This is a genomic window from Tenacibaculum sp. SM2510 (assembly GCF_057002845.1).
Map to the genome: position 1 here is coordinate 818,151 of NZ_CP192703.1, position 24,281 is coordinate 842,431.

At 29.9% G+C, this 24,281-nt stretch carries 25 protein-coding genes; 23 read left to right on the top strand and 2 right to left on the bottom strand.

Annotated elements, in window-relative coordinates; genetic code table 11:
* Positions 1 to 54 precede the first annotated feature (54 nt).
* The 17 genes from ACQ629_RS03610 to ACQ629_RS03690 all read left to right on the top strand — a co-directional run bounded on the left by ACQ629_RS03610 (position 55) and on the right by ACQ629_RS03690 (position 17,500).
* Positions 55 to 1,746 (top strand): M23 family metallopeptidase, encoded by a 1,692-nt coding sequence (locus ACQ629_RS03610; RefSeq protein WP_483706582.1) that lies wholly within the window; start codon positions 55 to 57, stop codon positions 1,744 to 1,746.
* A gap of 12 nt (positions 1,747 to 1,758) precedes the next feature.
* Positions 1,759 to 4,203 (top strand): TonB-dependent receptor, encoded by a 2,445-nt coding sequence (locus ACQ629_RS03615; protein ID WP_483706583.1) that lies wholly within the window; start codon positions 1,759 to 1,761, stop codon positions 4,201 to 4,203.
* Positions 4,204 to 4,303: 100 nt separating this feature from the next.
* Complete coding sequence (locus ACQ629_RS03620) at positions 4,304 to 5,491, top strand: tyrosine-type recombinase/integrase (RefSeq protein WP_483706584.1); 1,188 nt, start codon at positions 4,304 to 4,306, stop codon at positions 5,489 to 5,491.
* A 197-nt stretch (positions 5,492 to 5,688) separates the two neighbouring features.
* Positions 5,689 to 6,168: a hypothetical protein gene (locus ACQ629_RS03625; RefSeq protein ID WP_483706585.1), complete on the top strand. Its 480-nt coding sequence runs from the start codon at positions 5,689 to 5,691 to the stop codon at positions 6,166 to 6,168.
* Positions 6,165 to 6,839: a hypothetical protein gene (locus ACQ629_RS03630; protein ID WP_483706586.1), complete on the top strand. Its 675-nt coding sequence runs from the start codon at positions 6,165 to 6,167 to the stop codon at positions 6,837 to 6,839. The genes ACQ629_RS03625 and ACQ629_RS03630 overlap by 4 nt, the downstream gene beginning before the upstream one ends.
* Positions 6,840 to 7,041: 202 nt before the next feature.
* Entirely contained in the window at positions 7,042 to 7,746 is a 705-nt protein-coding gene (locus ACQ629_RS03635; RefSeq protein WP_483706587.1) for a hypothetical protein, read from the top strand.
* A gap of 544 nt (positions 7,747 to 8,290) precedes the next feature.
* Positions 8,291 to 8,845: a hypothetical protein gene (locus ACQ629_RS03640; RefSeq protein ID WP_483706588.1), complete on the top strand. Its 555-nt coding sequence runs from the start codon at positions 8,291 to 8,293 to the stop codon at positions 8,843 to 8,845.
* A 195-nt stretch (positions 8,846 to 9,040) separates the two neighbouring features.
* Positions 9,041 to 9,727, top strand: coding sequence for a hypothetical protein (locus tag ACQ629_RS03645; RefSeq protein ID WP_483706589.1), 687 nt, complete (start codon positions 9,041 to 9,043; stop codon positions 9,725 to 9,727).
* A gap of 159 nt (positions 9,728 to 9,886) precedes the next feature.
* The gene (locus tag ACQ629_RS03650) at positions 9,887 to 10,465 is read left to right on the top strand and encodes a hypothetical protein (protein ID WP_483706590.1); all 579 of its coding nucleotides are present in this window, start codon (positions 9,887 to 9,889) and stop codon (positions 10,463 to 10,465) included.
* Between the two features lie 151 nt (positions 10,466 to 10,616).
* Positions 10,617 to 11,384 carry a hypothetical protein gene (locus ACQ629_RS03655; protein WP_483706591.1) on the top strand — a complete coding sequence of 256 codons (768 nt, stop codon included), beginning with the start codon at positions 10,617 to 10,619 and terminating at the stop codon, positions 11,382 to 11,384.
* Between the two features lie 560 nt (positions 11,385 to 11,944).
* The gene (locus ACQ629_RS03660) at positions 11,945 to 12,571 is read left to right on the top strand and encodes a hypothetical protein (RefSeq protein WP_483706592.1); all 627 of its coding nucleotides are present in this window, start codon (positions 11,945 to 11,947) and stop codon (positions 12,569 to 12,571) included.
* A gap of 216 nt (positions 12,572 to 12,787) precedes the next feature.
* On the top strand, positions 12,788 to 13,327 hold the full coding sequence (locus ACQ629_RS03665) for a hypothetical protein (protein ID WP_483706593.1): 540 nt from the start codon (positions 12,788 to 12,790) through the stop codon (positions 13,325 to 13,327).
* Between the two features lie 130 nt (positions 13,328 to 13,457).
* Positions 13,458 to 14,192: a hypothetical protein gene (locus tag ACQ629_RS03670; RefSeq protein ID WP_483706594.1), complete on the top strand. Its 735-nt coding sequence runs from the start codon at positions 13,458 to 13,460 to the stop codon at positions 14,190 to 14,192.
* A 2-nt stretch (positions 14,193 to 14,194) separates the two neighbouring features.
* Positions 14,195 to 14,962, top strand: a complete 768-nt coding sequence (locus ACQ629_RS03675) for a hypothetical protein (RefSeq protein ID WP_483706595.1) — start codon at positions 14,195 to 14,197, stop codon at positions 14,960 to 14,962.
* A gap of 688 nt (positions 14,963 to 15,650) precedes the next feature.
* Positions 15,651 to 16,109 carry a transposase gene (locus ACQ629_RS03680; protein ID WP_483706596.1) on the top strand — a complete coding sequence of 153 codons (459 nt, stop codon included), beginning with the start codon at positions 15,651 to 15,653 and terminating at the stop codon, positions 16,107 to 16,109.
* Positions 16,055 to 16,903, top strand: a complete 849-nt coding sequence (locus tag ACQ629_RS03685) for an IS3 family transposase (protein ID WP_483707158.1) — start codon at positions 16,055 to 16,057, stop codon at positions 16,901 to 16,903. Before ACQ629_RS03680 ends, ACQ629_RS03685 begins: the two co-directional genes overlap by 55 nt.
* Before the next feature lie 108 nt (positions 16,904 to 17,011).
* Complete coding sequence (locus ACQ629_RS03690) at positions 17,012 to 17,500, top strand: hypothetical protein (RefSeq protein ID WP_483706597.1); 489 nt, start codon at positions 17,012 to 17,014, stop codon at positions 17,498 to 17,500.
* A 99-nt stretch (positions 17,501 to 17,599) separates the two neighbouring features.
* On the opposite strand, the gene ACQ629_RS03695 is transcribed toward ACQ629_RS03690, so the two are convergent.
* A complete protein-coding gene (locus tag ACQ629_RS03695) occupies positions 17,600 to 18,568 on the bottom strand; it encodes an IS110 family RNA-guided transposase (RefSeq protein ID WP_483706598.1) in 969 nt (322 codons plus the stop codon).
* 356 nt (positions 18,569 to 18,924) lie between these two features.
* Between ACQ629_RS03695 and ACQ629_RS03700 the strand changes: the two genes are divergently transcribed.
* The 5 genes from ACQ629_RS03700 to ACQ629_RS03720 all read left to right on the top strand — a co-directional run bounded on the left by ACQ629_RS03700 (position 18,925) and on the right by ACQ629_RS03720 (position 22,982).
* Positions 18,925 to 19,626, top strand: coding sequence for a fibronectin type III domain-containing protein (locus tag ACQ629_RS03700; RefSeq protein WP_483706599.1), 702 nt, complete (start codon positions 18,925 to 18,927; stop codon positions 19,624 to 19,626).
* A 242-nt stretch (positions 19,627 to 19,868) separates the two neighbouring features.
* On the top strand, positions 19,869 to 20,432 hold the full coding sequence (locus ACQ629_RS03705) for a TetR/AcrR family transcriptional regulator (RefSeq protein WP_483706600.1): 564 nt from the start codon (positions 19,869 to 19,871) through the stop codon (positions 20,430 to 20,432).
* A gap of 79 nt (positions 20,433 to 20,511) precedes the next feature.
* Complete coding sequence (locus ACQ629_RS03710) at positions 20,512 to 21,075, top strand: carboxymuconolactone decarboxylase family protein (RefSeq protein WP_483706601.1); 564 nt, start codon at positions 20,512 to 20,514, stop codon at positions 21,073 to 21,075.
* Between the two features lie 82 nt (positions 21,076 to 21,157).
* Entirely contained in the window at positions 21,158 to 21,820 is a 663-nt protein-coding gene (locus ACQ629_RS03715; RefSeq protein WP_483706602.1) for a DsbA family oxidoreductase, read from the top strand.
* 82 nt (positions 21,821 to 21,902) lie between these two features.
* A complete protein-coding gene (locus ACQ629_RS03720; RefSeq protein WP_483706603.1) occupies positions 21,903 to 22,982 on the top strand; it encodes an NADH:flavin oxidoreductase in 1,080 nt (359 codons plus the stop codon).
* 137 nt (positions 22,983 to 23,119) lie between these two features.
* Here the strand turns inward: ACQ629_RS03720 and rlmF are convergent, their stop codons facing one another.
* Entirely contained in the window at positions 23,120 to 23,977 is an 858-nt protein-coding gene (gene rlmF / locus ACQ629_RS03725; protein ID WP_483706604.1) for a 23S rRNA (adenine(1618)-N(6))-methyltransferase RlmF, read from the bottom strand.
* Positions 23,978 to 23,989: 12 nt separating this feature from the next.
* On the opposite strand from rlmF, the gene ACQ629_RS03730 reads away from it, so the two are divergent.
* Entirely contained in the window at positions 23,990 to 24,280 is a 291-nt protein-coding gene (locus ACQ629_RS03730) for a hypothetical protein (RefSeq protein WP_483706605.1), read from the top strand.
* Position 24,281 lies beyond the last annotated feature (1 nt).

The following is a 24,281-nucleotide window of genomic DNA, read 5'->3' on the forward strand; positions in this document are numbered from 1 at the left end:
GCTTCTAAGTGTTTTAGCTTATTTTTAGTATTTTTGTTTTAAAACCGCTATACCTTGAAATTTTATTTTTCTATTATTTTTTTATTGTTCTTTTACACAGCTAATGCTCAAAAGAAATATCCTAAAAATTACTTTGCTTCTCCTTTAAAAATACCGATTATTTTATCGGGTACTTTTGGTGAATTAAGAAGTAATCATTTTCATTCGGGGATTGACATTAAAACTGAAGGTAAACAAGGTTTGCCCATTTTTGCCGCTGCAAGCGGATATGTTTCTCGCATAAAAGTATCGCAATATGGCTTTGGTAAAGCAATATACATTAAACATCCTAACGGATATACAACGGTATACGCACACTTAAAAAACTTTAAGCCCACTATTCAGAAATACGTTAAAGATATTCAATACAAAAAAAAGAGTTATCAAACGGGAAATATATTTCCGAAACCAGAACAATTTCCTGTTATTAAAGGTCAAATTATTGGTTACACCGGTGATACTGGCGGCTCTGGTGGCCCACATTTGCATTACGAAATTAGAGACACTAAGACAGAACATATTATAAATCCTTTGCATTTCGGAATCACCGTTGCAGATGATACATCGCCTAGTATTAAAAAAATAATGGCATATCCGTTAAATGAACAATCAAGAATTAACAACTCTAGCTTAAAATCGGTTTTATCATTTAAAGAAGTCAGTGAGAATAAGTTTATAACTGAAAGTATTACTGCAAATGGTGTAATTGGTTTCGGAATTAGCGTTTTTGATAGATTAAACGGGGCTTTGAATAAAAACGGAATTTACAGTTTAGAGATGAAAGTAAATGGTAGTAGAGTTTACTATCATGATGTTGAAACTTTTTCTTTTTCTGAGAGTAAATACATTAATTTATTAATTGATTATAAGCATTATAAAACTTATAAAAGCAAAGTACAAAAAACACATAAAGTAAGTGCTAGTAAATTAAACTTATATGAAGATTTAGTAAATAATGGTAAAATTATTATTGAAAAAAATGCGAGTTATAATATTGAAATTATTGCAAAAGATTTTAAAAATAACACCGCTTCTGTTAAAATACCAATTAGAGGTGTAGAAAGCAATTTAGTATACCAACAAAAAGATACTACAAATTATAAAATCATTGCTAAAAACTTTCAAACATTTACCCTTAACAACGTAACTGTTGCCTTTCCTAAAAACACTTTTTATAAAGACTGTTTTATCGATTTTTCTTTTAATGATGGTATTGCTAAAATTCATAATAAAACAAAACCAATAGACAAGCGATATACATTAACTTTTGACAGCTCTTTTTTAAATGAAAAACAAAAGCAACAAGTATATATAGCTAATGTAACCAACTCGAAATACCCTAGGTATGCTTCAACAAGAAAAAAAGAAAATAAAATATATACCACCACAAAACTTTTAGGCGACTATACATTGCTTTACGATACCAAAAGCCCAACAATTAAACTGTATAATTTTAATGATAAACAATGGATCTCAAAAAACAAAACCCTAAAAGTAAAAATTAAAGACAGCGAATCGGGTATAAAAAATTACCGCGCAACCATAGATGGTAGCTGGGTATTAATGGAATACAATCATAAAAAAGGAATTCTTACCTACGATTTTACCGACAAAAAGTTGGTTGGCAGCAAACATCTCTTTAAACTTGTAGTTTCGGACAATGTTGGAAATATAAAGACTATTACTGCTACATTCTTCAAAAAATAAATTATAAAACCCTTGAAAAAACTACTTTTTTTACTGCTATTTCCTTCATTAATATTTGCTCAAAAAAAAGCAATTGTAACAGGTACAATAACCAACAAATTTAACACTCCTATAGAAGGTGTAGCTATTACATACCTATCTGAAGGAGCCACAACTAATGCCAAAGGAGACTATAATTTTACCATACCCATGCGTAAAACAGTAACTGTTACCTTTAGTCATGTTTCTTATAAAACGGTTACAAAAAAATTTACTTCTAGAGGGAAAAAAATCTTTAACTTCTCTCCTTCTCTTACTTTTAAAACAGAACAACTAGAAGAAGTTAGTCTTAAAAACCTAAGAAAAGAAGCACAAGGAATTACAAAAATCGACACAAAAAAAGTTCAAAAAATAGTAGGCGCCAACGCAGGTGTAGAAAATATTTTAATGACGCTGCCTGGTGTTAGCAATAATAATGAGCTAAGTACGCAATATAATGTTCGTGGTGGTAATTTTGATGAAAACTTGGTATATGTAAACGGCATAGAAGTATATCGTCCGTTTTTAATCAGGGCAGGGCAGCAAGAAGGACTTAGTTTTATTAATCCGCAGATGGTGCAAAATATTAATTTTTCCGCAGGCGGATTTCAAGCCAAATACGGCGATAAACTTTCTTCTTTTTTAGACATCACCTATCGTAAACCAACTGAATTTAGTGCGCAACTAGATGTTAGTTTATTAGGCGGAAGTTTTACGATAGAAGACACTTTTTTAAATAACAAGTTAAGTGCCATTGTTGGTGTTCGTTATCGCGATAACAGTTTATTTGTAAATAGTAAGCAGGTAGACGCAAATTTTAAACCCACTTTTACCGACCTACAATCTTTTTTAACCTACAAAGCAACCGATAAAGTTACTTTCAATTTTTTAAGCAACTTCTCTCTAAACAATTATAATTATCAACCATTAACAAGAAAAACACGTTTTGGTACATTGGTGAATCCGTTAGAGCTTATTGTTTATTATCAAGGGCAAGAAAAAGATCAATTTAAAACACTTTTTGGTGCTTTTTCTACCGATTATCAAGTAAATGATAATTTAAAAATTACAGGAACCATTTCATCTTTTAATACCCAAGAAGAAGAATATTTTGATATTGCCGCTTCTTATAATTTAGGGGAAGTAGATAGCAATATTGGTTCTGAAAATTTTGGTGAAGTCGCTTTTTCACAAGGAATCGGATCGCAAATTAACCATGCCCGTAACGATTTAGATGCCTTAATAAGCAATATGCAACTTAAAGCCACTTTAAAAGATGGTAAAAACGAATGGAAAGCAGGCGTAAAATATCAAACAGAAAACATAAAAGACCGTATACGTGAATGGGAAGTGATCGATTCTTTAGGTTTTTCTGTGCGTCCGCCAAACCATACAGGTAACAATCAACCTTATGAACCTTTTACAGGACCGATTGAACCATTTAATAACGTTAGAGCAGATAATGATGTAACTATTAATCGCATTACAAGTTATGTACAGTTTAGTAGAAAAACTGACTGGAAAAGCCATCAACTATGGATGAATATTGGTGTACGTGCTCATAATTGGCGTGTAAAAACTGCTAATGAAAGCGCTGAAAATCAAATTATATTTAGCCCTAGAGCGCAATTTGCTATCAAACCAGATTGGGACAAAGATATGTTGTTTCGAGTTTCTGGTGGATGGTATTCTCAGCCTCCATTTTATAAAGAGTTAAGAGGTTATGACGGTCAAATTAATCCGAAGGTAAAAGCCCAAAAATCAATTCATTTAGTAGCTGGTAATGAATATAGTTTTACCATGTGGCAACGCCCTTTTAAACTAACAACAGAGTTATATTATAAAGATTTATCAGATGTAAATTCGTATTCGGTAGACAATGTTCGTATTCGTTATAGAGCAGATAATGTAACAAATGGGTATGCTTACGGATTAGATGTTCGTTTAAATGGAGAATTTGTGCCAGGCAACGATAGTTGGGTAAGTTTTGGTTATTTAAAAACAGAAGAAAACATCAACAACCAGGGATATATTGCAAGACCTACCGATCAGCGGTTAAAATTTGGCGTTTTATTTCAGGATTATGTACCTAACATACCCGATTTAAAAGCCTATTTAAATATTGTTTATAACACAGGGCTTCCCGGTGGCGCTCCTGCTTATTCAGATGTATATCAATATCAAAACAGGCTAAATGATTACAAACGTGCCGATGTAGGAATATCATATGTATTTACAGATGCTAATAAAAAACGAACTACTGGTTTTTTACGTAATTTTAAAGAACTGACAGCTGGTTTAGAACTTTTTAATCTTTTTGACATCAGAAATTCGATAACCAATACTTGGGTTCGTGATGCATACAGCAAACAACAATACGGAATTCCGAATTACATGACTGGTAGAGTTTTAAATTTTAAAATTGGCATGCAGTTTTAAAATTCGTCAAACCACCCACGCAAAACAAACACTTGATTTAAAACAACTTAACACCTTTAAAGTTTATATATTATCAATCATTTTGTATCTTTAGCAAGATATGAAAACGACATTGGCACCAAAGAAAATTATTTTCGCTAAGAAAACATTGCATAGAAAAAAAGTAGTTTTATTACTTACTTTTAAATATGATGATGCTATAAATAACCATATTAGGAGTTTAAAAAAATTTACTTGGAGTAAAACTTTAAAAGGATGGGTTAGCCCTTTTGCTGATAAAACACTTTCTGACATACAACAACTATTAACTGCTACTGCTGATTTTAACATAGATGAATCAGTAACTAAAAAATTATATCACAGAGGTGTAAAAAAAGAACGTAAACTTACAAGTGCGAACAAAGAAATTATTCGGAATTATGTAAAGTATTTGCGAGGTAAGCGTTACAGTGAAAGTACGGTGCTTACGTATTTTACATTTATTGCTGATTTTATTGATTTTAGTCAGCCCACTCCTATCGAATCACTCACTAATAAGAATGTTGAATTGTTTATTGAAACTATTTTTATTGCCAGGAACTACAGTATAAGTTCGCAACGACAGTTTATAAGTGCTTTAAAACTGTTTGTTGTTTATTACCCTACATGTAATATTGAATCTCTTACTTTAGAAAGACCTAAAAACTCTAGAAAACTACCTTCGGTTTTGTCTCAACAAGAAGTGGTAACCATATTACAGGTTACTAAAAACTTAAAACACCGCGCTATTTTAGCCATGTTATATTCTGCCGGATTACGTATTGGTGAATTAACAAAACTAGAGTTAAGACATATTGATGTTGCAAGAAGACAATTATTTATACAAAACGGAAAAGGAAGAAAAGATAGGTATGTAATTTTAGCCGACAGTTTTTTACCTTTATTACAAAACTATATTAGCACATATGTTCCGAAACGTTTTTTTGTTGAAAGCCCAACCGGAACAAAATATTCTGAAAGTAGCATTCGGAAATTCTTGCACACCTCTACCCGACTTGCCAAAATAAAAAAACATGTTACTCCGCATACATTAAGGCATAGTTATGCTACGCATTTATTAGAAAACGGTATTGGCTTGCGTCATATTCAGGAATTATTAGGCCATGCAAAGCCAGAAACAACGATGATTTACACACATGTTGCTAAAAAGGATTTATTAGAAATAAAAAGTCCGCTAGATACCATATTATTAAGTCTCCAAAAAAACACTTCAGCATCAGAACAATTTTTAAATTCTAGAAAGGTTTAAGAAAAATAACGTCAATTATTTTTATATATTAGTAGCTCTTAAAAAAACATTTTATTGCTATAAAAATGCTTTTTTAAGATCCGATAAAAAAGCGTAATAGTTCCTTTTATCTGGAACTATTTAATACAAAAGAGGAAGTTATTTCTCTATATAACGAGTTAGCTTTAATGCAAAAAAAATCCGTCTTAATTTAAAATATGAACTATAAAATAGAAGAATCAAACCTGTTAGAGAAATTAAGTGAATTGGAAATTGACGTTCCTGAATCTCTAACTTTTCTGCCAGAAAACATATCTGAAGTAGGTAATAAATCGGATTTTATATTTTCAGATTCTACAACGGATTTTAAAAAAGTGTTTAGACTTAATAACCTTGGAGCAACCGAATTAAATTCTGACTCTTCAATCTATCGTAGTAGAAAAAGTGCTGACTATTATGGGCCAGCAATTTTCATAAGTTTATCAATGTTATCTGAAAACCAGCACCTCATTGCAATAGCTATTAATGTTGCTTCTGAATATTGCAAGGACTTTTTCAAAGGCACGCTTGGAAAGAAAAAAGTAAAACTTGACATATATGTAGAAACTCATAAAAAAAAGACTGTCAAGAAAATATCTTACGAAGGAGATTCAGAAGGAATCAAGGATTTAGCTGACGTTATTAAATCATTAAAATGACAAAAGCATATCTTATAAATCCCAATGAACTCATTCGTGATTACAACGAAGTGGTAGATAAAGCCCAAAAAATAGCGGTTTTCACAATTGGAGTTGAGCTACAAAAAAAGGAAATAGAAAATTTACAGCTCTATATTGATAAACTTTCTGTTCAAAGAGAAGAATTTGCGACAAAAAACAATGGAAATGAAGCAAATTTAATTTATTGTTTTGAGCGTTTAGCAATGATAATTCAGAGTGAAATAAAAATGCTTGTAAGTTTAAAAGAAGGTGAAATGTCACAAGCTTGGGATATTCTTGTCGATTGTCAAGTTCATTTAGGAACAGTAATTAGAAACTATCCATTTGAAAGCGACCACTTAGAAAATTACTTACAACGTTTACATAATTACGAAAAAACTCTATTTCCAAAAATGATTTTCAATAGTTATGGTGGTTTTGTTAAAGAAAGCCATTGCTCAATTTGTAAATCTGATTATGGAGATTGTGACCATATAAAAGGAAAGTTATATAATGGAAAAATGTGCACAAGAAATATAACAGAAGTTGAGCTTGAGGAAGTTTCAATTGTGGAAAATCCTGCAAATAAACATTCAAGAGCTCTTTATATTGAGGAAAACGGAGTTAAAATAGATTTATTAACAAAGAGAGAAGTAAGCACTAAAAGCTAACACTATATATAACAAATTGAGCGATTAGTGTTTAACCCAAAAGTTATTGTCTATTTGCAAAGTCGCCAAATCTTTTGATTTGGTATTAAATGAGAAAAATTAAAACAAAATAAAAAGATTTGGCTTGTGGCTAAACCGAGAATAATCGCTTGTTTTCTGCCCAACTTGCCATATATTTAACGTTAGCAATAATTTAACGCCAATGAACATACTTTTAGAAATACTTCAATACGTAGGACCATTTATTGGAGTTCTTATTGGCTGGTTTTTAAGCCAAAGAAGTGAAAAAAAGAAAATTCAATATGACGAACGAAAAAAAGTAAATCATACCCTTTTTCTTCTTCTTGAAATCCGAAACGAATTGACCAACATTCTAAAAGATGATAAATTCTTGCGGACTTATATTGACAAAGTAAAAGAAAAATTAAACGTTGCTGAACCGACTGCTGAAGAAAACACTTTACTAAAAGGATTTATGTTAAATCTAAAAAACACAATGAAATCGGATAATCAAACTGATAATTTGGAAAGCCAATTTTTATCTTGTGTCCGCAATCTTTCAGAAATAAACCCAATATTAGCATACCGAATAAGTGGAAAACAAGATTTACGAAAATTTATAGAGAATTGGGAAAATCAATCAAAACAAGTTTTGAGTTTGGAGGATTTCAATCAGACTGAACAAATGTTGGAGCATTTTAAACCTAAAGTAATTAATGAATTGGAAACAGACTTAAACGACATTATAATCAATGTTGCTAAACTGACAGAAAACGAACAAGTCATTGAAGACACTACCGAATTAATACAAAGGAAATCTGACGGAGAATTCGAAAAGGAAATAACAGAATTAGTAGGAAGATTATTCGATGCTGACGGAATAAAAACTATTGCTAACACCGTATAAAAATAATTGCGGTTTAGTGCTTAATCAAAGGTCGTTGCGTGTTTGTTACGTCTGAATTTCCTTCGGAAATTCCTCGCATACAAACCCGCAACTATTCTTATACATAAACGTTAGCAAAAACTTTGGAAATTACTCAGACGGAAATAATTTTGAGTTAAAAATCTTAAATTTATTATTCAATAATTTTCTTTTCATAACATTGGAAAAATAACAAACAAAAGTTAAGAGCAACTTTACGGAATTCTTACTCAAACGGAATTCTAAACATTGACATCAACAGAACTGAACGCAAAAAATCACTCTTGCGGAATTGAAAACCTTTGCGGAATTGTTTACTCAAACCCTGAATTTTGAAACTATTAGAAAGCTAAAAACGGAATTGTAAACCGAAAAAAACGCATTTGCTAACAACTTGTATATAAAAATTGCTTTATTTTAGCTAAACTAAATAGTCTGTGCTTTTTAACCAAGTCTAATTTTCCTGCGGAAAATTCGCCGCGCACTTACAAAGCAACTTTCTATACAAAAAACCGTTACACCACATTTGAAAAAACCACTCGAAATAGAAATTAACAATTACGAAAAGCCGATTAAGGAATTAATTGGGCAATCAATTTTGGACGTAAATTATTACGAAATTGATTACGGAGAGCCTTTATGGAATGAAACCGAATATCACTCATTGGATTACGGAATTGAAATTATATTGTCGGATAATAATTCTTATTATTTTATTTGGGGAAACGAATTCACTCAATATGATGTGAAATTCAGAAAAGGTAATATTTCAACTGAATTTAGCTCTGAAAATAGTGCTAAAAAATATATCGCAACAGAAAATCAAAAATGGACGGAATTGATTGGAAAAAAAATATGCAGAATTAAAAGTTTTTGGTCATATTGGAGTTTGATTAATGACAAAAAGCGGAATCATTATCCACAGGATGTTCGAATTGATTTTGAGAATGGGAAAAGTATATGGATTTCAGCATTTGAGGTTAGAGATAAAACAAATTTTGGAATGCAAGACCACATAACTATATTTTTTGACAAACAAACGGCTGAAAAATACAGCATCGGAAAAGAAAACGTGGTGTAACAATGGCTATAATTAATACGGGTTTTACTACTCAACCCAATGTTTAGTGCTTTTTAACTAAGTCCGCCAAATCTTTTGATTTGGCTTTAAAAATGAAAAGATAAAACAAAATAAAAAGTTTTGGCTAAGTGCTTAATCGGAAATTCAGTACTTTTAAATCCCGTACTAACCATAGTCGAGACGTTACCTACAATTATGAAAAACATTCCGTTACTGATTTTAACATTGATTTTAATTGCAAGTTGTAATTCAAAACAACCTTCATCGGAGTTGGAAAAATTGACTAAAAAACTGACCAAAAAAGAAAAGCAGATTTCGAATTTACAAACCCAAATTGAGAATTTAGAAAAAGATAAAAGTTCATCTGAAAACACTCAAACTTCGGATTACTATCGCTTCGTGGAAACTTCGGACTCTGAAATAAATGTTGCGGAAAAATTAAAAAGCGGAGAACAGAAATTAATTGACAAAAAGGATTTTAAAGACACTTTAGATATATCAGACAATTTTTTCGTCTATAAACATACATCTGAAATCACTCAAACGTCTGAATCGGAATTTGAATCAGTCCTACGTGATTTTGACCAAGTCAAATCGGAATATGGAAATGACTTTTTTGTTAGAGTAATGACTTTTTACAATGGACAAAGTTTACCTCTTGAAACAGAAAATTCTAAAACTGATATTCATATTTTAATCCAACCGACTGAATTGGGTTATGAAAATAAAACCTTCGTGATTTCTGACTTTTATAATGTTGACATAAAATCTCTTGATAAAAAAGGAGATAACGTAGAACTGATTTTTGAACACGGAGAATTTCCGAGAAAAAAAGAATTGATAATTATAAAACCCGAGTTAGTTAAGTTCGGAAAAAAATAACTGTAGGTAACACCGTATAAAATTAATGGCTAGTCCTCGCCTACTTACGAAAATCCTCGCGGATTTTCTATCTGGTGTTTATTTGCTAAATTAGGTGCTTAAACACGCCACTAATCTTATACAATCCCGTTACCAACAAGCTGACCAAAACACTCTGAATTGAAAACCGAACAAACTTACTTAAAAGGAAAATCTGTTTTTATAGTCTCGCTACTTGTAATCGGAATTGCAATTCTGACTGTGTATCTGACTGGGATTAACTTTAACCGAAGTCTGACTTCTAATCTCTATTTGTCTCTTGGAATTATAGCGACTGCTCTTTTTCTGTTTATGACTTATGGACTTTATAAGGGAATTGGACTGATTGACAATTTTCCAAAATTTCGGAATTTTAAAAGAGGAGATATAATGGGAAATGCAACACCAACTTTTGATACACCAAGTGTTTCGGTTGGAGATGGAATTGGAGGACTGATTTTATCAATTGTATTGTGGATTGGAATGACGATTTTGATAATCATATTACTAATCGTATTGGAAGCAGTTTTTTGGTTTTCGCTTTTCATAATATTAGCAATGTTATATTGGGTGTTTTTCAGAGCATTAAAATTTGTTTTTAATAAATCAAAAGATACAAAAGGGGATATTGGAATTTCAGCAGCTTACTCGCTGACTTATACTCTACTCTATGTTGGTTGGATATTCGGAATCGTTTATCTGACTGAAATAATAAAATAAAGCCAGTTGGTAACACCGTGTATCATTAATTGCTAGGTTCTCGCTTACTTGGAAAATTCCTTCGGAATTTTCTCTGGTTCGTTTTTGTTTACTAAATTGGTTACCTAAACACGCAACTAATCATACACCAAACGTTGGCTATAATTAAAAAATGAAATCAATATTTATAATTTTATTAGCTTCAATAATTTTATTTTCTTGTGGGAGAAATAAAAGCGAAAAAAAATTAATTGGAAAATGGTATGAAATTAGAGAAATCAGTAAACTTGAATTTACTAAAGATTCTTTAATTATTTCGGAATTATCATTTACAAAAACAAAGTGGAAAGCAGATCAAGAGGAAATTACATTTGAATTTAAAGATGTTTTTAATGATTCTATTAAAAGTAATTCTTTAAAATACAAATTGAATAATGATACTTTATTTGTTAAATCTGAAATAGACTCAATGCCTGAATTTAAATTCATAAAGGCTGAAAATTTTACTGACTTTATATTTAAGAAAAATAATGTAAATATAAATTTAGAAAATAATTTAAATTCTGACTTTCAAAGAACTGAAAATAAATATGGTTTAAAAATTTTCATAGAATATAAAGATGGAACAGTTAAAATGAAATCTGAATATTCTGAAAACTTGGAGAATTTGGAAAATGATTTGGGAAAAATTCTTATTGACTTAAGTCCTTACTTTATGAATGAGTATAAAGATTTACACACTGAAAGGTTTACGGTTGAGGAATGGATTAGAATGAACATTTATTATTCTCTATTTATAGACGAAGGAATACCTGAATCAAAAATTAATTCTATTGTGGAAAAATTACGAAAAACAAAAATTAGGAAAATTTATAGAGTGTATAAAACTTTAGAAACAGAATTTGTTGATTTTAATAAATTGAAAGAAATAAAACTATAGCCAACACCGTACAAAATTAATTGCTTGCTTTTTGCTTACTTACGAAAATCCTCGCGGATTTTCTTTGTCAGTAATTATTTATTAACTTTATTGCTTAAACACAGCAACTAATCTTGTACAACAACGTTAGCAAAAACTTTGGAAATTACTCAGACGGAAATAATTTTGAGTTAAAAATCTTAAATTTATTATTCAATAATTTTCTTTTCATAACATTGGAAAAATAACAAACAAAAGTTAAGAGCAACTTTACGGAATTCTTACTCAAACGGAATTCTAAACATTGACATCAACAGAACTGAACGCAAAAAATCACTCTTGCGGAATTGAAAACCTTTGCGGAATTGTTTACTCAAACCCTGAATTTTGAAACTATTAGAAAGCTAAAAACGGAATTGTAAACCGAAAAAAACGCATTTGCTAACAACTTGTATATAAAAATTGCTTTATTTTAGCTAAACTAAATAGTCTGTGCTTTTTAACCAAGTCTAATTTTCCTGCGGAAAATTCGCCGCGCACTTACAAAGCAACTTTCTATACAAAAAACCGTTACCCACCATTTGAAAAAAACAACGCACATACAATTTAAAATACCGAAAAGCGAGCAAATAGCTCAAGCTGACGGAATAGTAAAACGGAATTTAAAAAAAGCCATAATTGGAATTTTAAGCACGATAATTCCAAAAGCAAATCCTGATTTCGAAAATAAAATTGACCTCGTAGAAACGTGGATTGTTGAATTGGATAACGAAACTGGAATTCCAGAACGTGAAATCGGAATGGATAAAAACGGGAGAATAATTATGAAAATGCCATTTAAGAATAACTATGGCTATTGGACTGACAACAATTTATTATTGACTGATTTTAAAAATCACTTTGAGACTTCAGAAATTAGTCGCGATAGTTTTGAAAATTATTGGAGTTTATTTGAAAAGACAGAAGACTTTGAAGCCGAATTAACGGACTTTAAAATTCAATCGACTGGAGCTGACGGCGGACATCATTACTTATTGGCAAAAGTTGATTACAACGGACAGAAACGAGATTTAATTGCTTATTTTACTGACAAATCGGACGAGCAAAAAATTAAGGAATTGAATAAAGTCAAAATACGTGGAAAAATAGTTGATGACGGAATTGAACAATCATTATCACTATTCGAAACTAAATTACTGGACGGATAAAAACGGTGGGTAACAATGTATATAAAAAATAGCGCAAGTCGTTGCTAAAACGAAGGTTTGGGCATTTTTGGAAAGTCGCCAAATTTTTAAATTTGACGATTCCCCAAAAATAAAATAAATAGTAAAATTTAAAAATTCGGCTTGTGTTTAATTCGAAAATTATCGCCTATTTTTAGCGCTACTTTTCATATACGAGACGTTGGCTATAATTTAAAAATGGAAAAAAACGAAGAAAATATAATTTTGAAATTTAAACCTAAACAGGGTTTATTATTTAGACTCTCTGACTTAATAACTATTCCATTTACACTTTTAATACTAGTCTTTTCTTCAATCTGGACAAAGAGTAGTTATCAATTAAATTTAGCTTTTACATTATTTGGAACTTTTTTCATTATTATATCTTTTACATATGCCTTTTTGAGATTTTTTATAGACAGCTATCACAGGAAAAATACTGAATATATTTTAACTCAAAATGAAATAATTATAAAATCAAACTTATTATTTAAAAGAACAACTGGAGTAGATTTAAAATCTATTAACGGAATTGAGTTATATGAATATTCTAAAGGCTATGGAAACATTTATTTTGGGAAAAAAGATCCTTTTGACTTTTATAATTTTAACGGCTTTCATTGGACAAATGAATTATTTGGAAGAAAATTAAGTTATACAATTTTGGAATATGTGCCAAACTCTAAAGAAGTTTATGATTTAATACGGAAACAAAAAACTATAGCCAACACCGTATAAAATTAATTGCTTATTTTAGGCTTAAACAAAGATCGTTGTGTTTTTGTTACGTCTGATTTTCCTTCGGAAAATCCTCGCACACAAAACCGCAACTAACCTTATACAAACACGTTGGCAATAATTAAAAAACATGACAATACTATTAATAATAATTGGAATATCATTACTAGTTTTTAGTATTTGGAATTTAATTTCTCTTAAAAGACTTAAAAAAAATTCAACTAAAAAAGATAAGCAACTAAACGATGCAAAATATTATGAACTTAAATATAAGTCAGAATTTATAATAGCTGTTTTTTCTATAGTTGTAACTGTAGCTGGTTTATTAGGTTATAACACTTTAATTAGTGCTAAAAACGAAATAAAATCTGATTTATTGAAAAAAACAAAATCTATTGATTCAATAATTACTATTACAGAAAAAAGAATAAAATCAAAGGATTCTATATTAGCAGAAATAGAATTAAAACAAAATATAATTAATTCATTACTACCTTTAAACGAGCAAAAAATAAATTTTCAAAACGCGGAAATAAATAAAATTCAAAAAATAATTTCTGACTTAAACGAGAATAATAAAATAAAACAAAGCTTCTATCTTGTTAGAGATTTTGTTCTTGAAGAAAAGAAAAGTTTAAATAAAACTTATAAGTTTGAGGGTTTGAAAACAAATATTGGAGATAATCTTCCCAAATTCACGAAAAAACCTTTTATAATACCAATTCCTGAATCTACAGCAAATATTGAGATTTATGGGATTTCAATAAATGGGTTTTCTGTAGCAATAAACTCTTGGACTCAAATGAATGACTCGAGTAAACTTGAAAATTTTAAATTTAGTATTATGATAATCGAAAATAAATAACTATGGAAATTGTAATTTTAGCTGCAATTGGTTTTCTGATATGGAAAGTGATTGTAGGAAAAAAGAAATCAAATGAAGAAATTAACGTTTTTACAAATAAACTTAATAAGACAGCAAATAAATCTGTATCAGTAATTGAATCAAATATTATTAAAGCTAAAAAAAATATAGAAAAATCTATAAGTAAATCCTACATTGTTGGTTCAAGTTGGTTACAAACAAATAATGATAATACTAACATCATTTATACATTTAGAAATAATGGTGAACTTTTATTAACAAAAAATGGGATTGTTGAAAAAGCTTCATATGAACTCATAGTTGATAATAACAGTATTTTAATTACTCAAGATAATATAACGCAACATTACAATTTAGTTAATGAAAAAAATGATTTTCTTTTTTTAAATAAACTTTCAACCGACTATATAATAATCTTAGCAAATCAAACAAAATTTAAAGACAAAGTAAAATCTGAAATAAATAGAATAGCAAGGAAACATCAACTTTTTGAGTTGGAACAAAATTTAGAAAGAGAAAAGTATAAAACAATAATTAACGAAGACTTTTATAATGGCTTTGATAGCTATTATAGAACTTGGAAAGAAATTAACCCCAACTCTGGAATCTATGATTATGTAGATTATATCGAAAAAGAAGCAGAAAAAGTAGATATTCACTATAATATTTGGAAAGAGCATAACCCTAAGTCCAATAGAATAAATTTTGGAGAGTATTTAGTTAGCAGGAATATTCACGGATTAAAATAAACTATTGCCAACAATGGCTATAATTAATACGGGTTTTGGTGCTTAACCTAAAGTTAGAGCCTTTAAACTAAGTCCGCAAAATCTTTTGATTTGGCTTTAAAATGAAAAGATAAAACAAAATAAAAAATTTTGTCTAAGTGCTTAATCGGAAATTAATTACTTTTAATTCCCGTACTAACCATAGCCGAGACGTTAGCAAAAACTTTGGAAATTACTCAGACGGAAATAATTTTGAGTTAAAAATCTTAAATTTATTATTCAATAATTTTCTTTTCATAACATTGGAAAAATAACAAACAAAAGTTAAGAGCAACTTTACGGAATTCTTACTCAAACGGAATTCTAAACATTGACATCAACAGAACTGAACGCAAAAAATCACTCTTGCGGAATTGAAAACCTTTGCGGAATTGTTTACTCAAACCCTGAATTTTGAAACTATTAGAAAGCTAAAAACGGAATTGTAAACCGAAAAAAACGCATTTGCTAACAACTTGTATATAAAAATTGCTTTATTTTAGCTAAACTAAATAGTCTGTGCTTTTTAACCAAGTCTAATTTTCCTGCGGAAAATTCGCCGCGCACTTACAAAGCAACTTTCTATACAAAAAACCGTTATGCTCAATTACAATTATGAACTTTCCTGAAATAGGTTGACTAAAAATTAAACCATTAATTATAGTCACTTATGAAAACACAAAATGAACACTGGCGAAAAAAAAGCTATCAAAAAGTAACCTTGGAGACCAAATTATTGGTCGTTGACCAAATCTTAAACGGTCAAGTATCCACAAACTTTGCTTCCAAAAAATACGATGTTCCTAGAACAACTATTTCTTATTGGATTAGAAAATACAGTACCTTAGTACAACAAAATACTGGTATGAGTAAATTAGATGAGATTAAAAAACTTAAAGAACGTATTGAAGAACTAGAGTTTCAAAAGGATTTTCAACAAGATATTATTGCTGATATGGAACTTATTACAGGTGTCGATATGTCAAAAAAGTCATTACCCAAAACATTAGCAAAAGAGATAGAACTAAAAAAGAAAAACCGTTTAAAAGAAAGTGGTTCTATGGATGTTTTGGGATTAGTAAACAAGCCTTCTATAAAAGACTCAAAACTCAACAAAAAAAAGAAATAGACCATCAAAAATTGATTAAGATGGTCAAAGACTACCGTAAAAAAGTAGGCTCTAAAACTGGTGGCATAAAACTACACACAGAACTAAATCAAGACTTTATAAAGGCTGATATTAAGATAGGTAGAGACAAGTTCTATCGTTTCTTAAGATTAAATAATCTGTTAATTCCAAAAACTAAAAATTACATCACCACAACAAACTCAAACCATATGTACAAAAAATATAAAAACTTAGTAAAAGACCAGGTTCCTACTCGTCCTGAACAATTATGGGTAAGCGATATTACTTACATCAAAACACAATATGGCCATAATTACTTAGCTTTAGTTACTGATGCATATTCTAAGCAAATTATGGGATATAAACTCGATAACCATATGAGAACATCACTTTGCACGGATGCGCTCGCGATGGCTATTAAAAACAGAAAATACCCTAAGAAAAAACTCATTCACCATTCAGATAGAGGTTTTCTGTACTGCAATCCTAAATACACCGAATTTGCTAAAAACAACGGGATTACAATGAGCATGACTGAGCAATATGACCCTTACGAAAACGCTGTGGCAGAACGCATTAACAGAACTCTTAAATATGAATACGGCTTAAAACAAACCATTAAGAACACAGATCTGGCTCAAAAAATGACTGAGCAAGCTGTGTACATCTATAACAATCTAAGAACACATTTTAGCCTGAACCTCAGAAAACCAGCAGAGGTACATTTAAATCCAAACATCAAATACAAATCATATCGAAAAAATAAGGTAAATTTACCTGAGCTTAAGATTTAAAAATAGACCTAGTTCAAACTATTTTTTTGCCTTCTAAACGGCTTAAAAAAAATCTTTTGAACGTGTAAACAATAACAAAAAAGAGTCAACCTATATCAGTATAATACAATGACGAACCACGAATTAACATTTAGTAAAATAAAAGAGCTTTTGGAATCTCATTTTCCTGATAGGATTTCGGAATTTGAAGACGGAACTCATCTTGCTCTGAATTCGGAAAACGAAGAAAAATCGTCAATTTGGATTGAACTTGATGAAGGCGGAATGTTGACAGTTGGATTCGGAATCTCGCACAAACATTTTTATCCGAAAATTGACAATTTAAACGTAGGGTTTGATGAGTTTTTGCGATTCCTGACCTGTAAAAAAAGGAGAATAGATTATTACAAAGGAAAATTCCCATTCAAAAACGAGTATGAATTTGAGAATGAAAACGGAACTTGGGAAAATTATGGAACTTCCTTAACTTGGGCTTTTCCTTTTTGGAAAAAAACGATTAAAAAAACAACCAATCAAAACGGATTTATAAACTTTACTGAAATTGAATCTGAAATTGAAAAAATAAAAAGTACTATGCACAACAAAGAACTGAGGTAAAAAACAAACCTTTTCTTCATTAATTTTACGCAATATTATTCTAGACTCAAAATGCTACTACTTGGTATTTTGAGCTTGTATTTTTTATATAATTACTAATTATTTAGGCAATACAGAAACATAACTTTCATCGTAAGCTAAACCCGATTTTGCTATTGCAAAACTTTGTTTTATTAACTTATTAGAAACTGCTATTAAAGCTAGTTTCTTACTCTTTCCTTTGTTTACAATACGCTCATAAATATCTCTACATGCTTTATTATGTTTGCATGCATTAAAGGAACATAAAAACAAAAGATTCCGTAACTTTCTATTACCTACTTTACTTATTCGACTTCGACCTCTTACACTACTCCCCGACTCTCGTATTGTAGGTGTGATGCCAACATAACTACAGAGTTGTGATGCGCTTTCGAATTTCTTAAAGCCATCGGTAACCACAATTAAAAACAAAGCTGTTTTCATTCCTATTCCTGGAATACTCTGCAACAATGTTAATTGATGCTGTTCATCTTGTTTTACTAAAGAAAGTAATTTGTCTTCAATACCTAAAATTTCTTTGTCTAAGTATTTTTTTACCCTATTTAAAGAGCGATAAACAAACTTTGATGGAACTCCTAAAACTTGCTCTCCATGAATCTTATTCTTAGTAGCTGTTCTTTTCTTGATCAAAGCATCTAACCATCTGAAAAGCTGTAAACACTCACTTTGAACATCTGTCAGAGCTGTATATAAAGGAACTTCATTAATTTTACCATACTCACAAATCGCTTTCGCATCACTCTTATCCGTTTTTACTTTCGCTAATTTTATCTGTATAAAACGCTTTACAGATAAAGGATTTACAACCGAAACTACTTGCTTTTCTTTGTATAAAAACTGCGCTAACCTGTAATGATAATAACCTGTTGCTTCCATTATTACTAATGATTCTTTAGGAAGACTTTTTAGAAAAGATCTAAAACCTGACGCATTATTTTTAAATTGATTATGCCCCTTTTTACTTCCATAAACATCAAATACGTCTTTGCTAATATCAACTCCAAAAATTTCCTTATATTTATTCATAAGAACTGTTTTATGAAAGAATAATCTACTTGACTCACAACAACTTGAAAACGAGATCTAGGTCTCACAGAACTGAACGTGATTTTTAGTAGAAAAGAGAGAGGATTATCAATGTTGTCGAAGTCAATGCTTCACCGTATATATTAACCTTAATTCTCTCTTTTATTCTTTCTGATTTATAACTCTTAAATTTAACCTTTTTATTAAATTGCTAACTTAAGCCGTGTATAATTCAGTTGCCACGTTTGTTGTGTTAAAACCTTGAATACAGCTAAAATCCTATCGAAGAAATAAAAACAAACTGGAATTATTAACCTTTTAAACACAAAAAAAAGGTCAACCTATATCTGTACAATATGAAAAAATTAAAAACTAAAGAAATGAAAAACTATTATTTACGATCAATTGTATTATTCTCTTTTTTAATTGTCTTTACAAGTTGTGAAGGTAATGATGAACCTGAAATATTAGCTCCGATAATAACAAGCCAAACAACCAGCGAAAATGTAGAAGTCGATTATACAACAATTAAAATTAATGGAAATATATCTTTAAATGGAGCAAATGAAATTACTGCTCGTGGTGTTTGTTGGGACACAAGTCCAAATCCTACTATTTCTAATGATAAAACTACAGAAGTATCTAATACATTTACAAGCACAATTTCTAATTTAGTTGCAAATACAACTTATTATTTTAGAGTTTACGCAACAAATAGTGCAGGAACAAACTATTCTGCAGAACAATCATATGAAACATCATCATTAGACGCTACTACTTGGGATTTTTTAATTAAACATCCAAGAGGTTCCTGGAATGCTGATGTTATTTTTAATGCCGACGGAACAACAGTATATGATGAGCCTAGTTCTCCTGGAACTTATTTAACAAATGGTACTTGGTCATTGAGTGAGAATATATTAACTTATGATTTGGATTCGTCTGACCCTAAAAATACAGAATATCAATTTACAGGAACATTATTAAATAATACTATGAGCGGAACATATACTTTTGGAACAAGTCCTGACAGAACTTGGAGTGCTACAAAATATTAAAACTGTCTTACAATATTATAGAAAATTAAATATTAGTAAAACTAGCCTAAAAAATCTCGCAGTCTTTTTTTAGGCTAGTTTTTTATTTGCTTATTTAGGTAAAAAAACACGTAATTCTCATACACTAGAACTCTATTTAACAAGTTAATAGTGTATAATCCTAAAATAACTTAACACAATAATAAGTAAAACATTTGCTTATTTCTAACCGATTGTTTAGTTTTGTAGAGTAATTAGAAATAATGGCAAGAAAAAAAGAATATAATGAAGATATAGTCGTAGAAAAAGCAATGAATCTATTTTGGAGGAATGGCTATGAAACGACATCTATGCAAATGCTTGAAAAAAAAATGGGCATTAATAAGTTCTCTATATATGCTAGCTTCGGGAATAAACATGGTTTGTTTTTAGAAAGCTTAAAGAATTACAAGAAAAAAATAAACTTGATTTTCGAAGATTTGAAAAACTCGAACAATGGAATTGAAGATATTAAAGACTTTTTCTATAATTCAATAAAAATTTGTGCTGACGGTGGTAATCAAAACGGTTGTTTGGTTACAAATACTTATAACGAATTTTTGAACAAAGAAGATGAAATAATTAATGATCAAATGAATTCTTTTATGTCTGATTTAAAAGATTTATTTATTCTCAAGTTAAAAATAAATTCTGATAAGTGCGACGAAACCATATTAAAGCAAGCTAATTATTTACTATTAGCAAAACATGGTCTGGCTGCAGCATCAAGAGTAAATAGTAAAAAAGAAATAGAAGATTATATTGAAATGACTTTCAAAAACTTATAACCTTTTTTTTTGCCATTAACTAAACGATTGTTTAGATAATAATAAGTTCAATAATAAACATAAACTCAAATATATAATTATGACAACATTAAAAATTCACAACATAGAAACAGCTCCAAAAGAAAGTAAAAACTTATTGGAAGCATCTAATAAATCTTACGGAATGATTCCAGGATTACATGGAGTTTTAGCAAGTTCACCAGAGATACTTGAAGCGTACCAAACATTACACAAATTATTTACAGAATCATCTTTTAACAATGAAGAGTTAACAGTTGTTTGGCAAACTATAAATGTAGAACACGAATGTCATTATTGTGTACCTGCCCATACAGCAATTGCCGGAGTAATGAAAGTAGACTCTGCTATTTCAGATGCTTTAAGAAACGGAACTTCTATGCCTACAGACAAACTACAGGTATTGCATGAGTTTACGCTAAAGGTTACCCGTAATCGCGGTAACGTAACACAAGATGATCTAAACACTTTTTATGCTGCTGGTTATGAAAAAAAACAAGTTTTAGAAGTTATTTTAGGCTTATCTCAAAAAGTAATAAGTAACTATACAAACCGTATTGCAAATACACCTGTAGATGCACCTTTTCAAAAATATGCATGGTCTAAAAATGATGTTGTTTCTTAAGACTTACAGAAAATATTTGATTAATACTTTAGATTTCTATATTTACATAATGATATAGTTAATAAAATAGAAATAAAAGAATATGAAAGAAAAACTAAAAATAGATATTGTATCAGACGTGGTATGTCCTTGGTGCACCATTGGTTATAAGCGATTAGAAAAAGCAATTAAAGAACTTGGTATTGAAGATAAAATTGATATTGAGTGGCAACCGTTTGAACTAAATCCTAATATGCCTGCAGAAGGGCAAAATGTTATTGAGCATCTTACTGAAAAATATGGTTCAACCATAGAACAACAAAATCAGTCTAAACAACAAATGACAGAAGTTGGTGAAGAGCTAGGTTTTAAATTCAATTATTTTGATGACATGAGAATGGTAAATACATTTAATGCGCATGTTTTATTGGAATATGCTAAAAATTTTGGAAAACAAACCGAATTAAAAATGCGATTAACAACTGCTTTTTTTAGCGATCAAAAAGATGTTTCTAGTAATACAGTATTAAAAGAAGCCTTATTGGATGTTGGTTTAAATGCTAATGAAGCCTTAGCTAAATTAGACGATGAAAATGCGCGTTACGAAGTAAGAAATAAACAAAACTATTGGAAAAACTTGGGTGTAAACTCTGTTCCTACTTTTGTGTTTAATAAAAAAAGTGCGATTACAGGAGCACAACCTGTAGACTCACTTAAACAAGTTTTAACTGAATTAATTAAGCAATCATCAAACAAAAATAATTAAAAGAATAGAAACAAAGATGTTTTTAATTTTAAACGTCTTTATTTTCTATTTAAATTTGAAATCAAAATTTTAATAACACCTTATGATTAAAGCAAACACAACAATAAAATTCTCTAATGGCTCAATAATGAACAATCGCTTCATGTTAGCTCCTTTAACCAATCGCCAGAGTCATGAAAACGGTCAACTTTCTGATGATGAATTAAATTGGTTAAAAATGAGAGCTGAAGGTGAATTTGGTTTAGTGATGACGTGTGCTTCTCACGTACAAGAAATAGGTAAAGGTTTTCCTGGGCAATTAGGTATTTTTAGCGACGACTTAAATGACGGTCATAAAAAACTAACCAAAAGCATCAAAGCAAAAGGTAGTTTAGCTGTTATTCAATTACATCATGCAGGAATGCGTACGCCGCATGAATTGATAAACGAAAAACCTGTTTCTTCTTCTGATAATGAAAAAACAGATGCAAGAGGTCTTACACTTACAGAAGTAAAACAATTAAGAGATGATTTTATTACTGCAGCTGTTCGTTCTAAAAAGTGTGGTTATGATGGTGTTGAAGTTCATGGTGCACATGGTTATATTTTAACACAATTTTTAAGCTCTGAAATAAATCATAGAACGGATGAATATGGTGGCTCTCTAGAAAACAGAGCTCGAATAATTTTTGAAATTGTAGACGGCATCAGAGAAAAATGCGGAAAAGAGTTTTTAATTGGAGTTCGCTTATCTCCTGAAAGGTTTGGAATGGATATTAGTGAAGTGAAAATTGTTTGCCAACAATTAATTGATGCAGGAAACATTAATTTTTTAGACATCTCTTTATGGGATTGCTTTAAAATACCGAATAATGAAAAATATCAAAATCTTAGCTTATTAGATCACTTTAAGAGTTTAGATTTTAAAGATGTTAAATGGACAGTTGCTGGTAAAATTAGCAACGCTGTTGATGTTCAAAAAATATTAGATGCTGGTGTAGATTTTGTATCAATAGGAACCTCTGCTATATTACATCATAATTTTCCGAGGTTAGTGATGAATGATTCTAATTTCATACCTGTTGCAACACCTGTTTCAGAAGAACATCTTTTAAAAGAAGGTGTAAGCAAAACGTTTATAAAATACTTAAAAAGATGGCCGGATTTTGTTAAAGAAAATTAAAAAATAACTTCTTTTTTATATTTAGCGATTATTTCATTAATCTAAATTTGGTTCAGTTTATATCTCGATTTTAAACAAACTAAAAAAAACGTCTTAAAAGTAATTTTAAGACGCTTTTTTTATAGTTATAAAAATATTTAAAATCGCCAACACACAATACGTGTAACTTTATTTCCCTGGCTCATAGGTATCACCTTAAATTCTGCTACTTTTAGTTTTTTAGCGGAATCTTCTAAACTTTTTACATTCTCTTTTTTAGACACTAAACTAGTAAACCATTTACTTGCCTTAGGCTGTAATGAGCTTTCATATAAATACGTGTGTAAAAATGCTTTTTCGCCACCAACATACCATAGTTCATTAGAATTTCCAGCGAAATTACGAACCGTATTATTACCTAAATTTCTAGATTTTCTTCGGTTTGCTCCTCTTGCTTCTTCTGCCGATTTATAAAACGGAGGATTACACATTGTTGCCGAAAAAGAATCTCCTTCTTCTATAATATCTTTTAAAATATGTGTTTCATTAAACTGTTGACGTAATTCAATTTTATCACTTAAATCATTGTCATCAATAATGTCTTGTGCATAATCTAACGAATCTAAATCGATGTCTGTAGCTACAAAATTCCAGTCATACTCTACAGTTCCTAAAAGCGGATAAATACAACTTGCTCCGGTACCAACATCAAGTACCTTTATGTCTTTAGCATCACCAATTAAATCGGCTAAATGATGAATATAATCTACTCTACCAGGAATTGGCGGACTTAAATTTTCATCAGAAAAATTCCAATCTTTTATATTATAATGTGCTGCTAGCAATGCTTTGTTAAATTCTTTTACCGCTATCGGATCAGAAAAATCGATTGTTTCTTTATCAAATTTCTCGATAACAAACTCTTCTATTTTCGGATACTTTTCTTTTAGCAATGTAAAATCATATCCGTTTCTATGCTTGTTATTTTTATGTAATTTACTTTCTTTGTCTTTCATTAATTTTTGTTTATGAAACCGAATTCAAATGCGTATTATAAAAAGAAAACTTCTTTGTTTGTGAAAAACTGGAAAACTAAAAGAAATAACAAATCGTTATTTGCTTTTAAAAGGGCAGTTAGTTTTGCACTTCCTTTTTCGTTTATATTTATTTTTTGGGAAGTTGGTTTTTCTGAAAAATTCTTTTATAAATTTCCGTTATTCTTTTTTATTAATATGGTCATCTATTTTATTTTCACCTATTTCATATCATATAAACTGAACGAAAAAACTTATCAAAAATATAAAAACCAAGGATTTTAAT

Bases quoted from the DNA above. Each gene is read 5' to 3' on its own strand.
- ACQ629_RS03695 (WP_483706598.1), bottom strand. From the start codon at position 18,568: ATGAATAAATATAAGGAAATTTTTGGAGTTGATATTAGCAAAGACGTA.
- ACQ629_RS03645 (WP_483706589.1), top strand. From the start codon at position 9,041: ATGAAAAACATTCCGTTACTGATTTTAACATTGATTTTAATTGCAAGT.
- ACQ629_RS03715 (WP_483706602.1), top strand. From the start codon at position 21,158: ATGAAAGAAAAACTAAAAATAGATATTGTATCAGACGTGGTATGTCCT.
- ACQ629_RS03675 (WP_483706595.1), top strand. From the start codon at position 14,195: ATGGAAATTGTAATTTTAGCTGCAATTGGTTTTCTGATATGGAAAGTG.
- ACQ629_RS03625 (WP_483706585.1), top strand. From the start codon at position 5,689: ATGAACTATAAAATAGAAGAATCAAACCTGTTAGAGAAATTAAGTGAA.
- ACQ629_RS03700 (WP_483706599.1), top strand. From the start codon at position 18,925: ATGAAAAAATTAAAAACTAAAGAAATGAAAAACTATTATTTACGATCA.
- ACQ629_RS03655 (WP_483706591.1), top strand. From the start codon at position 10,617: ATGAAATCAATATTTATAATTTTATTAGCTTCAATAATTTTATTTTCT.
- ACQ629_RS03630 (WP_483706586.1), top strand. From the start codon at position 6,165: ATGACAAAAGCATATCTTATAAATCCCAATGAACTCATTCGTGATTAC.
- ACQ629_RS03635 (WP_483706587.1), top strand. From the start codon at position 7,042: ATGAACATACTTTTAGAAATACTTCAATACGTAGGACCATTTATTGGA.
- ACQ629_RS03720 (WP_483706603.1), top strand. From the start codon at position 21,903: ATGATTAAAGCAAACACAACAATAAAATTCTCTAATGGCTCAATAATG.
- ACQ629_RS03710 (WP_483706601.1), top strand. From the start codon at position 20,512: ATGACAACATTAAAAATTCACAACATAGAAACAGCTCCAAAAGAAAGT.
- ACQ629_RS03730 (WP_483706605.1), top strand. From the start codon at position 23,990: ATGAAACCGAATTCAAATGCGTATTATAAAAAGAAAACTTCTTTGTTT.
- ACQ629_RS03680 (WP_483706596.1), top strand. From the start codon at position 15,651: ATGAAAACACAAAATGAACACTGGCGAAAAAAAAGCTATCAAAAAGTA.
- rlmF (WP_483706604.1), bottom strand. From the start codon at position 23,977: ATGAAAGACAAAGAAAGTAAATTACATAAAAATAACAAGCATAGAAAC.
- ACQ629_RS03665 (WP_483706593.1), top strand. From the start codon at position 12,788: ATGGAAAAAAACGAAGAAAATATAATTTTGAAATTTAAACCTAAACAG.
- ACQ629_RS03670 (WP_483706594.1), top strand. From the start codon at position 13,458: ATGACAATACTATTAATAATAATTGGAATATCATTACTAGTTTTTAGT.
- ACQ629_RS03620 (WP_483706584.1), top strand. From the start codon at position 4,304: ATGAAAACGACATTGGCACCAAAGAAAATTATTTTCGCTAAGAAAACA.
- ACQ629_RS03705 (WP_483706600.1), top strand. From the start codon at position 19,869: ATGGCAAGAAAAAAAGAATATAATGAAGATATAGTCGTAGAAAAAGCA.
- ACQ629_RS03690 (WP_483706597.1), top strand. From the start codon at position 17,012: ATGACGAACCACGAATTAACATTTAGTAAAATAAAAGAGCTTTTGGAA.